This window comes from Nocardia sp. PE-7, from assembly GCF_030486425.1.
Classification (GTDB): Bacteria; Actinomycetota; Actinomycetes; order Mycobacteriales; family Mycobacteriaceae; genus Nocardia; species Nocardia salmonicida_A.
In genome coordinates this window covers 4,816,796-4,832,983 of record NZ_CP129614.1, presented here as the reverse complement: position 1 = coordinate 4,832,983, position 16,188 = coordinate 4,816,796, and the positions used below count along the sequence as shown (strand labels likewise).

Sequence of the window (16,188 nt, the reverse complement as noted above, 5' to 3'; positions counted from 1 at the left end):
TTCGGGGGTAGTGGTCGACGTGAGCTATGCCACATTCTAGGTCACACCCGGGCGGCCGTTGCCCGGGCGTTGAGGAGAAGCTGCGATGACTACCGACCTGGACGCGCGGGTGCGCGACCTGCTCGACCGCTACGACGGACCGGAGGCCTGCGCGGCCGAACTGCTCTGCGATCGGCATCCGGCCACGCAGATCGCGTTCACCGTGGTCGAAGCCGATCTGAGCGCGCGCGAGTTGACCTACGGCGAGCTGCGGGAACGCTCGGCTCGGTTCGCCGCCGCGCTGGCCGAACTCGGCGTCGAGCCCGGCGACCGGGTCGCGACGCTGATGGGAAAGTCCGCCGAGCTCGTGGTGGCCCTGCTCGGCATCTGGCGCCGTGGCGCGGTGCACGTTCCGTTGTTCACCGCCTTCGCCGCACCCGCCATCGAGTTCCGGCTGAGCGCGAGTCACACGAAGGTCGTTGTCGCCGACGCCGACCAGGCGCCGAAACTCGCCACGACCGACTCCCGGACGATCATCGTCGGCGACGCTGAGATCCCCGGCGCGCTGCTCTTCGATGATCTGCTCGCCAGGCACCGGCCCGACGATCCGCGCGCGAGGCCGGTGGCGGTCGGCGGCGACGGCCTGCTGGTCCAGTTGTTCACCAGTGGCACCACCGGAACCCCCAAGGGCGTACCGATCCCGGTCCGCGCGCTGGCCTCGTTCCACGCCTACCAGGAATTCGCCCTCGACGTGCGTCCCGAGGACGTCTTCTGGAACGCGGCCGACCCGGGCTGGGCGTACGGCCTCTACTACGCGATCCTGGGACCGCTGGCCACCGGCGCGGGCAGCCTGCTGCTGCACGCGGGCTTCTCGGCGTCGCTCACCTGGGACGTGCTGCGACGCTTCGGCGTCACCAACTTCGCCGCGGCGCCGACCGTCTACCGAGCGTTGCGCGCCGACGCCGATTCGGCTCCGGACGGATTCGCCCTGCGCAGAGCGTCGTCGGCAGGCGAGCCGTTGACCCCGGACGTGGTGGCGTGGTCGCGGCGGACCCTCGGTGTGGCGGTGCGCGATCACTACGGCCAGACCGAGCACGGCATGGTCATCTGCCACGCGTGGCACCCCGCCCTCGATGCCGCCGCCCCGCTCGGTTCGATGGGCCGACAGCTGCCCGGGTGGTCCTGCGCGGTCCTGGCCGAGGACGCCGACGTCGAGGCGGCGCCCGGCGAGTTCGGCCGGGTCGCCATCGATACCGACCACAGCCCGCTGCTCTGGTTCCTCGGCTACCTCGACGATCCGGCACGCACCGCGACCCGATTCAGTGCCGACGGACGCTGGTATCTGACCGGCGACGTCGGTGCCCGCGACGCCGACGGCTGTTTCCGTTTCAGCGCCCGCGACGACGACGTGATCATCATGGCCGGCTACCGGATCGGCCCGTTCGAGGTCGAGAGCGTGCTGGTAATGCACGACCAGGTCGCCGAGGCCGCCGTCGTCGGGATGCCCGACGAACTGCGCGGGGAGGTACTGGAAGCCTTCGTGGTGACCCGCACCGGCACCGAGGGCAGCGCCGAGCTGACCGCCGAACTGCAGCAACTCGTCAAGGACGAGTTCGCCGCCCACGCCTATCCGAGGAAGGTCCACTTCGTGGACAGACTGCCCAAGACGCCGAGCGGCAAGGTGCAGCGTTTCCTGCTGCGCGGCAAGGAGATTCGCTGATGTCCGAACTGAGCTACACCTGTGGTCCGGCCGACACTCCGCTGCTCGGCGACACCATCGGCGCGAACCTCGACCGCACCGTCGCGGCCCACCCGACGCGCGAGGCGCTCATCGACTGTCCCACCGGACGCCGCTGGACCTACCGCGAGCTTGGCATGGCCGTCGATGCCGTCGCGACCGGCCTCACCGCCCAGGGCATCGGCCCCGGTGACCGGGTCGGGATCTGGGCGCCCAACTGCGCGGAATGGCTGCTCGTGCAGTACGCCACGGCGAAGATCGGCGCGATCCTGGTCAATATCAATCCCGCCTACCGCACCAGCGAACTGGACTACGTCCTCAACCAGGCCGGGGTGTGCCTGCTCATCGCCGCACCGGAGTTCAAGACCTCGGACTATGTCGCGATGATCGAGCAGGTCCGGCCGAATTGTCCCGCCCTGGAACAGGTGCTGATCCTGGGCACCGAACAGTGGCAGCAGGTGGTCGAGACGGCGCCCGACGCCCAACGGTTGGCCGCGATCGCCGAGACGCTGTCGGCCGACGATCCGATCAATATCCAATACACCTCGGGAACAACAGGTTTCCCGAAGGGCGCGACACTGAGCCACCACAACATCCTCAACAACGGGTTCTTCGTAGGCGAGCTGTGCGGGTACACCGAAGCCGACCGGGTCTGCATCCCGGTTCCGTACTACCACTGCTTCGGCATGGTGATGGGCAATCTCGCGGTCACCTCGCACGGAGCGGCCGTGGTGATTCCAGCGCCGTCGTTCGATCCGGCCGCGACGCTGGCCGCCGTCGCCGCCGAACGCTGCACCTCGCTCTACGGCGTGCCGACGATGTTCATCGCGATGCTGTCCGAACTCGACAGCGGCGCCGCACCGGAGCTGTCCAGCCTGCGCACCGGCATCATGGCGGGCTCGCCGTGCCCGGTGGAGGTGATGAAACGAGTGATCGACCGGCTCGGCATGGCCGAGGTCGCGATCTGCTACGGCATGACCGAGACCTCGCCGGTCTCCACACAGACCCGACGCGACGACAGCATCGCCCGCCGCACCGCCACCGTCGGCCGGGTCGGCCCGCACCTCGAGGTCAAGGTGGTAGACCCGGCGACCGGGCGCACCGTGCCACGCGGCGAACCGGGTGAGCTGTGCACCCGCGGCTACTCGGTGATGCTCGGCTACTGGGAACAGCCCGACAAGACCGCCGAGGCGATCGACGCCGCCCGCTGGATGCACACCGGCGACATCGGCGTCATGGACGACGACGGCTACCTCTCGGTCACCGGCCGGATCAAGGACATGGTCATCCGCGGCGGCGAGAACGTCTACCCCCGCGAGATCGAGGAGTTCCTCTACACCCATCCCGACATCGTCGACGCCCAGGTCATCGGCGTTCCCGACGACAGATACGGTGAGGAACTCATGGTCTGGATCCGCCTGCGCGAGGGCGCGGAAGTCCTCGATGCCGCGGCCGTGCGAGCCTTCTGCGCCGGTCGCCTCGCCCACTACAAGATCCCGCGCTACGTGCATGTGGTCGACGAGTTCCCGATGACGGTCACCGGCAAGGTCCGCAAGGCCGAGATGCGCGAACTCGCCAGGGAGATTCTCGGCTGAGTGGCTCCGGCGCACCACGATTCGATCCAGCACCGAGCCCCCATCGTTTGCTAGCGTGTTCGCGACAATCCGCTGCTCGCGGCCGGGTTGCGAATGACGATGGGGGAAGCGGTGTTCCGTCGCGTGGTGGTGGTGTCGATGTCGGTCTGTGCGCTGGTCGCGACGAGTGCGGGTGTCGCCGCTGCCGGGCCGGGTGGTGTCGTCGTGCTGCCCGACCCCGGCGGCGCGTTGCCCGTCGGCACGACGACCTTGCACCTGGTCGACGCCGCCCGGCCGGATCCGTTCCAGCCGGACCGCTCTCGGGAGCTGATGGTCTCGGTGTTCTACCCGGCGACCGACGTGGGCCGGTACCCGCGGGCGCATTACGCGTCGACCGAGCTGATTCCGGGACTCGAGCGCGAGCTCGGCACCGAGCTCCCCGGTGCGCTGACCCATGCCCATCGGGACGCGCCCGCACAGGCCGCGGGCACCTATCCGGTGGTGCTGTACACGCCAGGCGGCGGTGTCTCGCGGATTCTCGGCACAGGGCTCGCCGAGGACCTCGCTTCGCGCGGCTATGTGGTGGTGACGGTCGACCACACCTACGAATCCAGCCCGGCGGTCGAGTTTCCCGGCGGCCGGATCGTGCGGCCCGCCGCGGCGCCGAACGGCTTCGACGCGGCCATCCGTGAGAAGTACATCGCCGCGCGTCTGCTCGACCTCCGGTTCGTTCTCGACTCTCTCGCCGGGCTGGCCGCGGGGTCGAATCCTGATGCCGAATCCGATGCCCTGCCCGCCGATCTGGGCCGTGTGCTCGACCTGGACCGCGTCGGCGCCGTCGGTCACTCCTCCGGCGGGTACACCGCCGTCGAAGCGATGCACGAGGACCGTCGCATCGATGCGGCCGTCGACCTGGACGGGCAGATCGGTGTGGACGAGGCGTTCGGTCGCGCGGTGACCGAGGGCGTCGACCGGCCGACGCTGGTGTTGACCAGCAGTCAGATCGAGCAGGTCGGTGATGCCAACCCCTCCCTCGACGCCTTCTGGCAGCGGGCCACCGGCTGGAAACGTCATCTGGCCATTGCCGATTCGGCGCACTACGACTTCACCGATATGCCGTCACTGGTGCCCGCCGTCGCCCGGCCCGCCGCGGCGACCTACATCGGCGCCATCGACCCGGACCGGATGGCGACGCTGGTGCGGGGCTACGTCGCGGCGATGTTCGACAAGTTCCTGCGCGAACGCACCGACACCGTGCTCGATCGACCGATCATCGAACCCGAGGTGACAACAATCCGCTGACCTGGGTGCCAGCGGGGTGTCGGTCATGAGCTGTAGTCTCTGCGGCTGTGACGACAGCGCCCGAGATCGCCGACAGCACGACCACCATCGCCAGCGTAGGCAGGCGGATCGCCGATGAACTGGGGGTGCGTGAGACCCAGGTCCGCGCCGCCGTCGAACTGCTCGACGGCGGTTCGACGGTTCCGTTCATCGCGCGGTACCGCAAGGAGGTCACCGACGGGCTCGACGATGCCCAGTTGCGCCAGCTCGAGGAACGTCTCGGCTATCTGCGTGAGCTCGACGAGCGCCGCGGCGCGATCATCGAATCCATCCGTGGCCAGGGCAAACTCGATCCCGCCTTGCACTCGCAGCTCATGCTCGCCGAGACCAAGGCGCGTCTGGAAGACATCTACCTGCCCTACAAACCCAAGCGCCGCACCAAGGCTCAGATCGCGCGCGAAGCCGGACACGAGCCGGTGGCCGACGCGCTGATCGGCGACCCGACCACCGATCCGGCCGCCTACACCGCCGAACAGCTCGACGGTGCCCGCTCGATCCTGGTCGAACGCTTCGCCGAAGACGCCGACCTGGTCGGTGAACTGCGCGAACTGATGTGGAATCGCGGCCAGGTCACCTCGACGGTGCGCGCGGGCAAAGAAGAGGCCGGGGCCAAGTTCTCCGACTACTTCGAGTTCAGCGAGCCCTTCCACAAACTGCCTTCCCACCGGATCCTGGCGCTGCTGCGCGGGGAGAAGGAGGAGATGCTCACGCTGCATCTCGAAGCCGACATCGACGAGCCCGCGCCTGGCGAGCGCACGATCTACGAGGGCCGCATCGCGGTCGCCTTCGGCATCGCCGACAAGGGCCGACCGGCCGATTCCTGGCTGCTCGACACCGTCCGCTGGGCCTGGCGCACCAAACTGCAGGTGAGCCTGGGGATCGATACCAGGATGCGGTTGCGTCAGGCGGCGGAGAAGGACGCGGTCGATGTGTTCGCCGCGAATCTGCGCGACCTGCTGCTCGCCGCGCCCGCGGGCACTCGCACCACCATGGGCCTCGACCCGGGCTACCGCACCGGCGTGAAGGTCGCCGTCGTCGACGCCACCGGTAAGGCCGTCGCGACCGAGGTCATCTACCCGCACAAGCCGCAGGGGCAGACCGAGAAGTCGCTGGCCGTGCTGGCCGCACTCGTCGCCCGCTTCGGCGTGGAGCTCATCGCGATCGGCAACGGCACCGCCTCCCGCGAGACCGATGCGCTTGCGGTGGAACTGATCTCGCGGATCCCGGAGAACAAGCCGACCAAGATCGTGGTGTCGGAGGCGGGCGCCTCGGTGTACTCCGCCTCGGCCTACGCCTCGGCCGAACTGCCCGATATGGACGTGTCGCTGCGTGGCGCTGTCTCCATCGCCCGGCGCCTGCAGGATCCACTCGCCGAACTGGTGAAGATCGATCCCAAGTCGATCGGCGTGGGCCAGTACCAGCACGACGTGTCCGAGACGCTGCTGGCGCGCTCGCTGGGCGCGGTCGTCGAAGACGCGGTGAACGCGGTCGGTGTCGACGTGAACACGGCCTCGGTGCCGCTGCTCTCGCGCGTGTCGGGTGTTTCCTCGTCGGTGGCGGAAAGCATTGTGGCCCACCGTGATCAGAACGGGCCCTTCCGCAGCCGTACCGCTCTGCTCGAGGTGCCGCGCCTCGGCCCGAAGGCTTTCGAACAGTGCGCGGGCTTCCTGCGCATCCGCGGCGGTGCCGACCCGCTCGATACCTCCGCCGTGCACCCCGAGGCCTACCCGGTGGTGCGTCGCATTCTCGAACACACCGGCCGGGAGATGGCCGAGGTCATCGGCAACACCAGCACCCTGCGTGCGCTGAAGCCGGGCGACTTCACCGACGAGAAGTTCGGTGTGCCCACGGTCAGCGACATCATCGCCGAGCTGGAGAAGCCGGGCCTCGACCCGCGTCCGGAATTCAAGACCGCCGAATTCGCCGCGGGTATCGAGAAGGTCGCCGATCTGAAGCCGGGGATGGTGCTCGAGGGCGTCGTCACGAATGTGGCCGCGTTCGGCGCCTTCGTCGATGTCGGCGTGCACCAGGACGGTCTGGTGCACGTGTCGGCGCTGTCGCACACCTTCGTCAAGGACCCGCGCGAAGTGGTGAAGTCCGGCGACGTGGTGAAGGTGAAGGTCCTCGAGGTCGATGTCGCGCGTCAGCGGATCGGACTCACCTTGCGTCTCGATGACGAGCCGGGCAAGCCCGCGCAGGGGGACAATCGTGGTGGTGGCGGTGCGCCGCGCGGTCAGGGTCGTGGACAGCAAGGCGGTCGTGGTTCCGCACCTGCCCGTAATCAGGGCCAGGCCAGGCAGGGCAACGGCGGCGGCAACCAGCGCAAGCAGGCCGCCGCACCGACTGGATCGATGGCCGACGCGCTGCGCGCGGCGGGCTTCGGCAACAAGTAGGTAGAACTCGAAGACAGGGCGGGCGGCATGCGACGGTGGCTCGAAGACGAGGTGATCGCGCACGGCCGCCTGCCCCTGCTCTGTTTTCTGCTGGGGTTCATCCTCGGCTTCGTGGTGATCCGGGTGAGCGTGCGGATGATCCGGGCGCAGGTGCGCTGGTGGCCGGGCAACGTGAAAGCCGGCGACACCCATATCCATCACATGGTGTTCGGCGTGATCACCGTGCTGCTGTCCGGCATCGGGCTGATCGCCACCGCCGAGGACTCCACCCAGGTCACCTCGAGCGTGCTGTCCGCCGTGTTCGGGATCGGCGCGGCGCTGGTGCTCGACGAATTCGCGCTGATCTTCTATCTGCGTGACGTCTACTGGTCCGAACAGGGCCGCACCTCGGTGGACGCGGTATTCGTCGCGCTCGCGGTGACCGGTCTGCTGTTGCTCGGCGTGCAACCGGCGACGTTTCTGGACTACGACGACTTCCGGACATCCAGCGGTATCGGGGTGCGGGTCGGCGTGGCCATCACGATCGCGGTGAATCTGTTGCTCGCCGGGGTGGTGATCGGCAAGGGCAAGATCTGGACCGGGCTGTTCGGCATGTTCTTCACCCCGCTGCTGCTGATCGGCGCGGTGCGGTTGAGCAGGCCGGGTGCGCCGTGGGCGCGTTGGCGCTACGGGAACCGGCCCAAGACCATGAACCGGGCGATCGAGCGCGAACGGCGGTATCGCCGCCCGGTCATCCGCGCGAAGATCTTCATCCAGGACCTGATCGCGGGCAAGCCCGACGTCGAGCACGCCCGCAAGGCCGCCGAGGTGGAGTTGGCGCGTAAGGTCGTCCCGGCGCCCTCCGCCCCGGCGCCGCACCCGCACCTGCTGCCACGCCGCCGAGCCGAACAGGCCGACGAGCAAGGCCCGATTTAGATCGCGGCTACCCGGTCTGGCACAATGAACCGGTTGCCTTGGACGAGTCATGTCCGAGAGCACTCCTGTTCTGAGCATGAACCGGTCGAGCGCGCGAGTGCCGCCAGGTTCCTCTGTTCACGCAAAGAATCCGAAAAGGTGGAAAATGAACACCCTTGATTTCGTCGACGAGAAGTCGCTGCGTAGCGATGTCCCGAACTTCCGTCCGGGCGACACCCTGAACGTGCACGTGAAGGTCATCGAAGGCTCGAAGGAGCGCATCCAGGTCTTCAAGGGCGTCGTGATCCGGCGTCACGGCGGCGGCATCGGCGAGACCTTCACGGTCCGCAAGGTGTCCTTCGGCGTCGGTGTCGAGCGCACCTTCCCCGTGCACAGCCCCAACATCGACCACATCGATGTCGTGACCCGCGGTGACGTGCGTCGCGCCAAGCTGTACTACCTGCGCGATCTGCGCGGCAAGGCTGCCAAGATCAAGGAAAAGCGCTGATCTCGCAGTAGCACTTCGCAGTACCAGAATTCTTCAGGTAGCCCGGTACCCGACTCACGTCAGGGTGCCGGGCTACTCTGTTCGGCGTGGCAGACGAAAGTGGTTCGGTGTCGGTGTCCGATTCGGGTGACGAAGGCGGACGGCGCAGAAAGAAGCGCGACGACAAGAAGCAGCGCCCGTTCTGGCAGGAGCTGCCGATACTGGTCGTGATCGCGGCTGTGATCGCCGCGCTGATGGTGACTTTCGTCGGCCGGCCGTATGTGATCCCCTCGCAGTCGATGGAGAACACGCTGCTGATCGGTGATCGCATCTACGTCCAGAAGATCAGCTACTACGGTTCCGAACCCGGGCCGGGCGACGTGGTGGTCTTCGTCGGACCGCCGTCGTGGAACGGGCACTACAAGTCGGTGCGCTCCGACAACTCCGTCGTGCGCGGACTGCAGAACTTCCTGTCCTACTTCGGGCTGGTGCCGCCGGACGAGAACGATCTGGTCAAGCGCGTCATCGCGGTCGGCGGGCAGACCGTGCAGTGTTGCGATCCGCAAGGCCGCGTCATGGTCGACGGCAAACCGCTCGACGAGCCGTACATCAAGAAGGATTACCCCTGGTACACCGACCGGCCCAACGCCGTGTACCCGGCGGGTCGGGTGTTCGGCCCCGTGAAGGTGCCCGAGGGCAATCTGTGGGTGATGGGTGACAACCGCAACGAGTCGGCCGATTCGCGCGCCCACGTCAGCGACGATCTGCAGGGCACGGTGCCGGTGGACAACGTCCGAGGCAAGACGGTGTTCAAGATCTGGCCGCCGAACCGCATAGGTCCGGTCAAGACCCAGAACGCGCAAGAGAACTGACACGGTGAGGACGGGCGTTTCGGGTCGAGTGCGTACCCGCGACGCCCAGCGGAACTGACGCGACGGGACAATCGAACTGTGGGGCAGGATCGAACCAGCTGGCCGCCGCGAATGGTGATGCGCCGGGCGGGCGGACTACGCACGCTCGAGGCGGCGCTCGTGCGCGGTGGCCTCGCGCCGGTGGCCGGGGTCGACGAGGCGGGGCGCGGACCCTGCGCGGGCCCGCTGGTGGTCGCCGCGTGCCTGCTGGCGCCCAAGGCCTACGACAAGCTGGCCGGGCTCGACGACTCCAAGAAACTCACGGAGGCGGCTCGTGAGGAGCTGTTCCCGGTGGTTCAGCGATTGTCGCTGGCCTGGAGCGTCGTGGTGGTGCCCGCGTGGGAAATCGACTCGATCGGCATCCACGTCGCCAATATCGAGGGCATGCGCCGAGCCGTCGTCGGCCTCGAACGCACTCCCGGCTACATCCTGACCGACGGATTCAAGGTTCCCGGCCTGCCCGCTCCGTCGCTGCCGGTGATCGGCGGCGACGGCACCGCGGCCTGCATCGCCGCCGCGAGCATCCTGGCGAAAGTGACCAGGGACCGGATGATGGTCGAGCTCGACGCACAGCTGCCCGGCTACGGTTTCGCCGCGCACAAGGGCTACAACACGCCCGAGCACACCGCGGCCCTGCGGCAGCTCGGACCGAGCACCGAACACCGTCGTTCCTGGCGGAATGTGCGCGAGCTCGAGGTGCCCGGAGGTAGCCGAGTGGCTACTCGGGCCGCACATGCGCGATGATGTCAGCAATGAACGCGGCGCTGCTAGCAGGAGGACGTCCCACCCGATGAGTGCTGAGGACCTCGAGAAGTACGAAACCGAGATGGAACTGTCGTTGTACCGCGAGTACAAGGACATCGTCGGCCAGTTCTCGTACGTGGTGGAGACCGAACGGCGCTTCTACCTGGCCAATTCTGTCGAGCTGCGACCGCAGAACGCCGACGGCGAGGTGTATTTCGAAGTGCGGATGAGCGATGCGTGGGTCTGGGATATGTACCGCCCGGCCAGGTTCGTCAAGCACGTTCGGGTGATCACATTCAAGGACGTGAACATCGAGGAGCTGGAGAAGCCGGACCTGCGCCTGCCGGAGTAGTTGTCCACAGGGGCGCGGTTATCCACAGGTTTTCTGTTTGCCCAGCTCGCATGGGTCGGTCGCGCGAGGGCTTGTGGCCATGCTTTCGCTCATGGCACACAAACAGGCGCTCGGCGCATACGGGGAGAAGCTGGCGGCGAACTATCTCTGCGAGACCGGGATGGAGATCGTCGCCCGCAACTGGCGGTGTCGCTACGGTGAGCTGGATCTGATCGTCCAGGACCCGTCGGTCACCGTATTCGTCGAGGTGAAGACGAGGTCGGGGCTGGGGTTCGGTACGCCCGCCGAGGCGGTCACCTTCAGCAAGCAGCAGCGGATTCGGCGGCTGGCGCTGCTGTGGCTGGCCGAGCAGGACGGGCCGTGGCGGCGGATCCGCTTCGACGTCGTCTCGGTGCTGGTCGCGCGCGGGCGCGGGCCGGTCATCGATCACCTCACCGCGGCCTTCTGATGGCACTCGGGCGGGCGTTGTCGGTGGCGGTGACCGGGGTCGACGGACAACTGGTGGAGATCGAGGCCGATATCGGTCAGGGACTGCCCTCGGTGAATCTCGTCGGTCTGCCCGATACCGCGCTGCAGGAATCACGCAATCGGGTGCGTTCGGCGGTGGCTAATACGGGGGAGAAGTGGCCGGACGGTCGCGTGATCCTGGCACTCTCGCCCGCGACCCTGCCGAAGGTGGGCAGTGTTTACGACCTCGCACTGGCCGTTTCCGTGCTCGATGCCTCCGGTGCGGTGCCCGGTGATCGGCTCGTGAAGACGGTGCTGCTGGGGGAGTTGGCGCTGGACGGGCGGGTTCGTCGGGTGCGTGGGGTGCTGCCCGCGGTGATCGCGGCGCGGGCGGCCGGGCTGCCCACGGTGGTCGTGCCTGCCGAGGCGGTGGCGGAAGCGGGGCTGGTCGAAGGGATCGAGGTACTCGGGGCGACGAGCCTGCGGGCGGTGGTGGCATGGCTGCGCGGCGAGGGCAAGCTACTCGAACCCGACGGTGTGGTGCCGGGGGCGCAGACGCCGTGCGGTGACCTCAGTGATGTGGTCGGTCAGGACGAGGCGCGCTGGGCGTTGGAGGTCGCGGCGGCGGGCGGGCATCACCTGTTACTCACCGGACCGCCCGGTATCGGCAAAACGATGCTGGCGCAACGTCTTCCGGGTCTGCTGCCACCGCTGTCGGAAGCGGAATCCCTGGAGGTGACCGCGATCCACTCGATGGCGGGATCGCTCTCGGTAGAGCAGCCGCTGCTCACGCTGGCACCCTTTGTCGCGCCGCATCATTCGACGTCGGTGACCGCGATGATCGGCGGCGGTTCGGGCATGGCCCGTCCCGGTGCGGTGAGCCGCGCGCATCGCGGGGTGCTGTTTCTCGACGAATGCGCCGAGATCGGCACGAAAGTGCTGGAAGCACTGCGGACTCCACTCGAAGAGGGCGAGGTGCGCATCGCCCGCCGCGACGGTGTCGCCCGGTATCCGGCCCGATTCCAACTGATACTGGCAGCGAATCCCTGTCCCTGTGCTCCGGCACGCGATGTCGACTGCATCTGTGCGCCGTTGGCTCGTCGCCGCTACCTGGGCAAACTGTCCGGACCGCTGCTCGATCGCATCGATATCTGGGTCCAGATGCACGGGCAGGCGGGCGCGACGTTCGGCGACGAGCAGGCCGAGAGCAGCACCACGGTGGCCGCGCGCGTCGCCGGAGCCAGAGCCCGCGCCGCGCAGCGGTGGAGTGCGGACGGGTGGACGACCAATGCCGAAGTGCCGGGCCATGTCCTGCGCAAGCGATTCATGTTGCCACGGGAATCGATCGCGCCGATCGAGACGGCTTTACGGCTGGGGCGAATGTCGGCTCGTGGCGCCGACCGGGCGATCCGGGTCGCCTGGACGGTCTGTGATCTGCGCGACGGGGAGATGCCCACCGTGCAGGATGTGATGTCGTCGTTGAACTTCCGGCAGCGGGGTGCGCAATGAGTGGGTTGCGTGCGGTCGGTGACGTGGTGGATCTGGATGGTGATCGGGACGAACGCCGGCTGGCCTGGGTGTACCTGTCGCGGGTGGTGCAGGGGCCGTGCGCCCCGCTGTCGGCATTGATCACCTCGGTGGGGGTGCGTGAGGCCGCCCGTGCGGTCCGCGAGCACGCGTTGCCCGCGGCCTTGCGTGGCCCTACCGCCATGCGGCGCGAGATCGACTCGGCGGCAAAAGATTTGGAAACCATGGCGCGCCTGGGCGGACGGGTCATCACCCCTGACGACGAGGAATGGCCCGGCTGGCGGATGCTCGGACTCGACCAACTCGACACCGAACGCGATCGTGAGGCCGCCGTCCCGCTCGTGCTGTGGGCGCGCGGGCCCCTCTCCCTCCAGACCGCGTCCGAACGTGCTGTCGCGGTGGTCGGTTCGCGGTGTAGCAGTGGATACGGATTGCAGGTAGCGAGCGAGATCGCGTGCGACCTGGCCGGTCGGGGGTGGACGATCGTTTCCGGCGCGGCCTTCGGTATCGATGCCGCGGCGCACCGCGCTGCGCTGGCAGTCGGCGGGACCACCGTGGCGGTCCTCGCCTGCGGGGTCGATCGGCCATATCCGGCTCAACACGACCGTCTACTCGCTGCGATCGCCGAGAGCGGCCTCGTCGTCAGCGAATACCCGCCGGGTATCTCGGCCCAGAAACACCAGTTCCTCGCCCGGAACCGGTTGATCGCCACGCTCGGGGACGGTGTTCTGGTAGTCGAAGCCGGCCTTCGCAGCGGTGCCCGCAACACCGTGAAGTGGGCCCGCAGGCTGGGCAGACCGGCGATGGCTGTCCCCGGACCCGTCGGCTCGGCCTCCTCGGCAGGCTGTCACCGCATGATCAGAGAGGGCGAAGCCCTTCTGGTAACCCGCGCCGAGGACATCATCGACGAAGCGGGCCCCCTCCGCCTCCCGGTCGCGGAAGGTCAGCCGGTGGATACCGCCGCCCACCTCCGCGGCGCGGAAGCCGAAATCTATGCGGCTCTCCCCGCCATCGGCTCGCGCGTACCCCGCGAACTGGCTCAACAATGCGGCCTGGACCTGGCCACCGTCCGGGCGGTCCTGCCGAGCCTGGAACTCGCCGAATTGGTCGGCTGCGACTCCGGCGGATGGTTTCGGACTTCCGGTCGACGGGCGAGCTGACGGCGGCTCCCGGCAGGGGCGGCGTGGTGGGTTGCGCGGGGGGAAGGGAAGGGTGACGGTTGGGTCATGGATGTGCTGCCTGATGATCTGACCGCGTTGCTCACCGAGTTCGGGCGGCATCTGCGGTTGGGGCGGAATCGGTCGGCGCATACGGTGCGGGCGTACCTGGGAGATGTGCGCTCGCTGCTCGAGCATCTGTACGCGCGGTCGGCGGATTCGGCGATACGGGAGCTGGATCTGCCGCTGTTGCGATCGTGGCTGGCCGAGCTCGCGGCGGCGGGAGTGGCGCGGACGACCTTGGCCCGACGTGCCTCGGCGGCACGGACGTTCACCGCATGGCTCACTGAAACCGGTCGGCTCGGTATCGATCCGGGTTTGCGCCTGCAGGCCCCGAAAGCCCATCGCGTGCTGCCTGCGGTTCTAGGCCGCAATCAAGCCGAACAGGCGATGGGTGCGGCGGAATCCGGAGCGGCGCAGCAGGATCCGATGGCACTGCGGGATCGCCTGATCGTGGAGATGTTGTACGCCACCGGAATTCGTGTCAGCGAGCTGTGCGGACTCGACATCGATGACATAGATCGGGAGCGCCGCCTGGTTCGCGTGCTCGGCAAGGGCAACAAGGAACGCTCGGTGCCGTTCGGTGGTCCCGCCGACACTTCACTCGACGCCTGGCTCCGCGCCGGTCGCCCGTCCCTGGCCAACGACCACTCCGGCCGCGCTTTGCTGCTCGGTCAGCGTGGCCGTCGACTCGACCAACGCCAAGCCCGCACCGTCGTCCACGAGGTCGTCGCCGCCATCCCGGGCGCCCCCGACATGGGCCCCCACGGCCTCCGGCATACCGCCGCCACCCACCTCCTCGAAGGCGGCGCCGACCTCCGCGTCGTCCAGGAACTCCTCGGTCACGCCAGCATGGCCACGACCCAGCTCTACACCCATGTCTCCGTCGAACGCCTCAAACGAGTCCACGACCAAGCTCACCCCCGCGCCTGACCGTCGCGGACGTGCTCGATGCCGAGACGTCGCAGGTCGTAGGCATCCGTGGCAACCGCGCTGGGACCAAGCCGATCGCGAGCCGGGCGAGGATCTTCGGCAGGTCCTGTGCCACGCCCGCTTCGAGACCGGGTCCGGGGAACGAGTCCGGTGCGGGATTGCGCCGCGCCTGGGAGCAGAACGGCAACGGGGGCGGAGCCGCGGCATCGAGTGGCCGAACGACCGAACGTGGGCGACATAGTGGCGACCAGCTCGGCGGCGACATGGTGCACGCCCCGCTCGCAACGCTCACGAGCGAAGGGATCGCGGTAGCGCATGATGGGGAGAGGAGGTGGTGGTAGTGACCTTGCCCGAGGTCGGGGCCGAATCCGAGGACGGCGAGGAGGAGGTCGACTACCGGTTCACCCTCGCCAATGAACGCACGTTCTTGGCGTGGATCAGGACCGCGCTCGGTCTGCTCGCCGGCGGCGTCGCGGTGCACGCCCTGGTCCAGCCGACTCGGTTGGCCGGTTTCGCCGGTGTGATCTCGATGATCTGCCTGATCATGGCGCTGGCCGTAGCGCTCGCCGCCTTCCGGCACTGGCGCCGGGTGAACCTCGCGATGCGCGCCGGGGAACCGCTGCCGGGAACGGCTCTGGTTCCCGTTCTCTCGGTCGGGGTCGCGGTGGTCGCCGCACTCGCCTGCCTAGCGGTAGTGCTGTCGTGACCGCACCGACCCTCGCGATGGAGCGCACTGCCCTGGCCTGGCGGCGCACGTCCCTGGGTGCCGCCGCCTGCGCCCTGCTCCTCGTCCACGAAGCAACCACCGACGGTCGGCCGACGTGGGTGCTCCCACTCGCGGCCGCCGCGGTCGCGCTTCTCCTGGCGGTCGTGGGTTGGTTCCGCGGCCGCGCACTCGACCGCGGGCGTGTGGGCGCTGGTCACCGATTCGTCGGGATCACCGCCCTCGCCGTCGCGACCGTATCCTTGATCGCCGCGGTCGCGGTGCTGCTCGAGGGCTAGCGCGACCGGCTCGGCTCCCCGCGACCCGTCCGGCGTCTGGCGTCGCCGCTACGTCACCATCTCGGCCCGCGACATCGAGCGGAAGGGCTGAGCCTGTGACGCTTCAGCTGTTGGTGGGCAAGGTATTCAAGTAGCGGTGGGCGAACCAGCGCTGGATCAGGCGGACGACAGGGCCGCCCAGACGGACATACCAGGCGCCGGGCTTGGAGAAGGCGGCGACCAGGCCGTACACGGTGTCGTCGGTGGCGTCGTACTCGACGGCGAACAATTCCTCGCCGACTTCCGGATGACCGGGCAGGGTGCCGTAGGCGAAGCCTCGGCGGTCGGGTTCGTCGAGGACGTAGACCACGCGGCAAGGCGCGCTGAATCTCAGTGGCCAGATCCGGAGGACGACCGTCAACTCGGTTCCGGGCCGCGCGGTGTCGGTGTCGGCGCCGCGAAAGATGCCGACGCCCTTCTGTATCCCGAAGTCGAGGATGTGGGTTTCCGCACGCTCGAACAGGTCGCGACCGTGGCCGATCCGACGCCGATGCCGGAACCGGTGATATCCGTCGGGCATGGTGGCGCGGGTGGCACCGACCTCGGCGTAGGTGAAGGGCGCTGGTTCCTCGGGCACGTCTCGATTGTCGTCTCCGGAATGCCGGCGTAG

16 protein-coding genes are annotated in these 16,188 nt (G+C 68.2%); 15 read left to right on the top strand and 1 reads right to left on the bottom strand.

The window, feature by feature from the left end; all coding sequences use genetic code 11:
- Nucleotides 1-85 precede the first annotated feature (85 nt).
- The 15 genes from QX204_RS22795 (at nucleotide 86) to QX204_RS22725 (ending at nucleotide 15,539) form a co-directional block, all read left to right on the top strand.
- Nucleotides 86-1,699: an AMP-binding protein gene (locus tag QX204_RS22795; RefSeq protein WP_301902175.1), complete on the top strand. Its 1,614-nt coding sequence runs from the start codon at nucleotides 86-88 to the stop codon at nucleotides 1,697-1,699.
- Nucleotides 1,699-3,312: an AMP-binding protein gene (locus QX204_RS22790; RefSeq protein ID WP_301902174.1), complete on the top strand. Its 1,614-nt coding sequence runs from the start codon at nucleotides 1,699-1,701 to the stop codon at nucleotides 3,310-3,312. The genes QX204_RS22795 and QX204_RS22790 overlap by 1 nt, the downstream gene beginning before the upstream one ends.
- 93 nt (nucleotides 3,313-3,405) lie before the next feature.
- The gene (locus QX204_RS22785) at nucleotides 3,406-4,593 is read left to right on the top strand and encodes an alpha/beta hydrolase family protein (protein ID WP_301902173.1); all 1,188 of its coding nucleotides are present in this window, start codon (nucleotides 3,406-3,408) and stop codon (nucleotides 4,591-4,593) included.
- Between the two features lie 47 nt (nucleotides 4,594-4,640).
- Nucleotides 4,641-7,025, top strand: coding sequence for a Tex family protein (locus QX204_RS22780; protein WP_301902172.1), 2,385 nt, complete (start codon nucleotides 4,641-4,643; stop codon nucleotides 7,023-7,025).
- A gap of 27 nt (nucleotides 7,026-7,052) precedes the next feature.
- On the top strand, nucleotides 7,053-7,940 hold the full coding sequence (locus QX204_RS22775) for a hypothetical protein (protein WP_301902171.1): 888 nt from the start codon (nucleotides 7,053-7,055) through the stop codon (nucleotides 7,938-7,940).
- A gap of 145 nt (nucleotides 7,941-8,085) precedes the next feature.
- Nucleotides 8,086-8,427 (top strand): 50S ribosomal protein L19, encoded by a 342-nt coding sequence (rplS, locus tag QX204_RS22770; protein ID WP_062986944.1) that lies wholly within the window; start codon nucleotides 8,086-8,088, stop codon nucleotides 8,425-8,427.
- A gap of 107 nt (nucleotides 8,428-8,534) precedes the next feature.
- Nucleotides 8,535-9,278, top strand: a complete 744-nt coding sequence (lepB, locus tag QX204_RS22765; protein ID WP_301908082.1) for a signal peptidase I — start codon at nucleotides 8,535-8,537, stop codon at nucleotides 9,276-9,278.
- A 111-nt stretch (nucleotides 9,279-9,389) separates the two neighbouring features.
- On the top strand, nucleotides 9,390-10,061 hold the full coding sequence (locus QX204_RS22760) for a ribonuclease HII (RefSeq protein ID WP_301908081.1): 672 nt from the start codon (nucleotides 9,390-9,392) through the stop codon (nucleotides 10,059-10,061).
- A 46-nt stretch (nucleotides 10,062-10,107) separates the two neighbouring features.
- Nucleotides 10,108-10,413: a DUF2469 domain-containing protein gene (locus QX204_RS22755; RefSeq protein ID WP_011210678.1), complete on the top strand. Its 306-nt coding sequence runs from the start codon at nucleotides 10,108-10,110 to the stop codon at nucleotides 10,411-10,413.
- A 91-nt stretch (nucleotides 10,414-10,504) separates the two neighbouring features.
- The gene (locus QX204_RS22750; protein WP_062986945.1) at nucleotides 10,505-10,861 is read left to right on the top strand and encodes a YraN family protein; all 357 of its coding nucleotides are present in this window, start codon (nucleotides 10,505-10,507) and stop codon (nucleotides 10,859-10,861) included.
- Nucleotides 10,861-12,369 carry a YifB family Mg chelatase-like AAA ATPase gene (locus QX204_RS22745; protein WP_301902140.1) on the top strand — a complete coding sequence of 503 codons (1,509 nt, stop codon included), beginning with the start codon at nucleotides 10,861-10,863 and terminating at the stop codon, nucleotides 12,367-12,369. Before QX204_RS22750 ends, QX204_RS22745 begins: the two co-directional genes overlap by 1 nt.
- Nucleotides 12,366-13,547 (top strand): DNA-processing protein DprA, encoded by a 1,182-nt coding sequence (gene dprA / locus QX204_RS22740; RefSeq protein ID WP_301902138.1) that lies wholly within the window; start codon nucleotides 12,366-12,368, stop codon nucleotides 13,545-13,547. The genes QX204_RS22745 and dprA overlap by 4 nt, the downstream gene beginning before the upstream one ends.
- 66 nt (nucleotides 13,548-13,613) lie before the next feature.
- Nucleotides 13,614-14,537 (top strand): tyrosine recombinase XerC, encoded by a 924-nt coding sequence (locus QX204_RS22735; protein ID WP_301902135.1) that lies wholly within the window; start codon nucleotides 13,614-13,616, stop codon nucleotides 14,535-14,537.
- Nucleotides 14,538-14,877: 340 nt separating this feature from the next.
- Nucleotides 14,878-15,243 carry a YidH family protein gene (locus QX204_RS22730; RefSeq protein WP_301902133.1) on the top strand — a complete coding sequence of 122 codons (366 nt, stop codon included), beginning with the start codon at nucleotides 14,878-14,880 and terminating at the stop codon, nucleotides 15,241-15,243.
- Nucleotides 15,240-15,539: a DUF202 domain-containing protein gene (locus tag QX204_RS22725; RefSeq protein WP_301902132.1), complete on the top strand. Its 300-nt coding sequence runs from the start codon at nucleotides 15,240-15,242 to the stop codon at nucleotides 15,537-15,539. The genes QX204_RS22730 and QX204_RS22725 overlap by 4 nt, the downstream gene beginning before the upstream one ends.
- A 103-nt stretch (nucleotides 15,540-15,642) precedes the next feature.
- Here the strand turns inward: QX204_RS22725 and QX204_RS22720 are convergent, their stop codons facing one another.
- Nucleotides 15,643-16,155 carry a DUF1990 domain-containing protein gene (locus QX204_RS22720; protein ID WP_301902130.1) on the bottom strand — a complete coding sequence of 171 codons (513 nt, stop codon included), beginning with the start codon at nucleotides 16,153-16,155 and terminating at the stop codon, nucleotides 15,643-15,645.
- Nucleotides 16,156-16,188 lie beyond the last annotated feature (33 nt).

What these genes read in the sequence shown, in the direction of transcription:
- QX204_RS22760 (WP_301908081.1), top strand. Translation starts at nt 9,390, where the DNA reads ATGGTGATGCGCCGGGCGGGCGGACTACGCACGCTCGAGGCGGCGCTC.
- QX204_RS22750 (WP_062986945.1), top strand. Translation starts at nt 10,505, where the DNA reads ATGGCACACAAACAGGCGCTCGGCGCATACGGGGAGAAGCTGGCGGCG.
- QX204_RS22795 (WP_301902175.1), top strand. Translation starts at nt 86, where the DNA reads ATGACTACCGACCTGGACGCGCGGGTGCGCGACCTGCTCGACCGCTAC.
- QX204_RS22735 (WP_301902135.1), top strand. Translation starts at nt 13,614, where the DNA reads ATGGATGTGCTGCCTGATGATCTGACCGCGTTGCTCACCGAGTTCGGG.
- QX204_RS22745 (WP_301902140.1), top strand. Translation starts at nt 10,861, where the DNA reads ATGGCACTCGGGCGGGCGTTGTCGGTGGCGGTGACCGGGGTCGACGGA.
- rplS (WP_062986944.1), top strand. Translation starts at nt 8,086, where the DNA reads ATGAACACCCTTGATTTCGTCGACGAGAAGTCGCTGCGTAGCGATGTC.
- QX204_RS22785 (WP_301902173.1), top strand. Translation starts at nt 3,406, where the DNA reads ATGACGATGGGGGAAGCGGTGTTCCGTCGCGTGGTGGTGGTGTCGATG.
- QX204_RS22775 (WP_301902171.1), top strand. Translation starts at nt 7,053, where the DNA reads ATGCGACGGTGGCTCGAAGACGAGGTGATCGCGCACGGCCGCCTGCCC.
- QX204_RS22790 (WP_301902174.1), top strand. Translation starts at nt 1,699, where the DNA reads ATGTCCGAACTGAGCTACACCTGTGGTCCGGCCGACACTCCGCTGCTC.
- dprA (WP_301902138.1), top strand. Translation starts at nt 12,366, where the DNA reads ATGAGTGGGTTGCGTGCGGTCGGTGACGTGGTGGATCTGGATGGTGAT.
- QX204_RS22755 (WP_011210678.1), top strand. Translation starts at nt 10,108, where the DNA reads ATGAGTGCTGAGGACCTCGAGAAGTACGAAACCGAGATGGAACTGTCG.